This is a genomic window from Streptococcus sp. GMD4S, assembly GCF_000296955.1.
On sequence record NZ_AJRE01000256.1, the window covers coordinates 1 to 1155 of the forward strand.

A 1155-nucleotide genomic window follows, 5' to 3' on the forward strand; every position below is an offset into this window, starting at 1 on the left:
GCTAGGGTAGGGTCCATCGAGTGTCCTTCTACACGGACATTGCTCCAAAGAAAGATACGGCTAAGACCGACCAGTGCGATAATCAGGAAGAAAACTCCCCATTCTTTTAGAAATGTTTTAAACAAATTCATAATTTACCTTTCTAGAAGTGTTTTGGCTTTTTCAGTGTTTTTAAAATGCAGTTTGGCGCAGAAATGAAGTCCCTTCATACCATAGGCTTGAAGGATTTTGCTTGCAACCTTATCAGATGCAGTTCCAGCGCCACTTGGCAGTTGGTAGCCCAGTTCTCGTCCAAGATTTTCCAAGTTTTCGAGGAAGAGATCACGCGCAATGATGGAGCTAACTGCAACAGCCAGGTATTTTCCCTCGGCTTTTTCTTCTAAGCTAATTTTGTTTGGAAAACGGTTGGCTTCTTGCGCCAAGTACTTGTCATAGTTTTTAGGGCTTGTAAAAGCATCAATCACGATTTTTTCTGGCTGGACTCCTTTTTGAAGCAGGAGAAAGATAGCCTGATTGTGAAGGGCAACCTTTACAGAAACAGCATTGTAACGCTCTCCGATAACTTCGTTGTACTTGCTCGGTGAAAGGAGGAGCGCTTGGTGCTGGATTTTTTCCTTGAGGATAGGGGCAATCTGACGAATCTTTTGGTCTGTCAGAGTCTTGGAATCCCCCACACCGAGTTTTCGCAAGAAGTCGTGCTGGTCAGGTGTCACGAAGGAAGCCACAACAGCCAGCCCACCAAAGTAGGAACCATTTCCCACCTCATCAGTCCCAATCATAGGGAAATCTTGTCCACTGGTTTCCTCTACAACTTGATAGCCAAAGAAACTGGCGTACTGCTCAGCAGCTTCGCCCTGAAGGAGGACTTTTCCAGAAGTATAGATGGAAACCGTTGCCTGAGGCAGTCTCAAAAAATAGCGAATATAAGGATTTTTACTAGGACTGAGAGCCTTCTGATACTGACTTAAAAAGCTCTGAATTTCCTGTTCACTTGGTGTGAGTGTGATACTTGCCATAGTCTCTATTGTACCACAAAAGCAGGAGAATTGGTAAAAACTGACAAAGTTAGCGAAATTTGGTATAATATCGTGAGGTGAATTTTATGGCAAATCTAAATCGATATAAGTTTACATTCGGGAAAAAGACATTAACCTT

At 43.1% G+C, this 1155-nt stretch carries 2 protein-coding genes; both read right to left on the reverse strand.

Translation table 11 applies throughout. The annotated features are described in order from the left end of the window. Positions 1-131 (reverse strand): S26 family signal peptidase (locus GMD4S_RS09150; RefSeq protein WP_008289886.1); only part of this gene is annotated, 131 nt, incomplete at its 3' end. Positions 132-134: 3 nt separating this feature from the next. Further along, positions 135-1016: a ribonuclease HIII gene (gene rnhC / locus GMD4S_RS09155; protein WP_000146901.1), complete on the reverse strand. Its 882-nt coding sequence runs from the start codon at positions 1014-1016 to the stop codon at positions 135-137. Positions 1017-1155: the final 139 nt, after the last annotated feature.

What these genes read in the sequence shown, in the direction of transcription:
- rnhC (WP_000146901.1), bottom strand. Translation starts at nt 1,016, where the DNA reads ATGGCAAGTATCACACTCACACCAAGTGAACAGGAAATTCAGAGCTTT.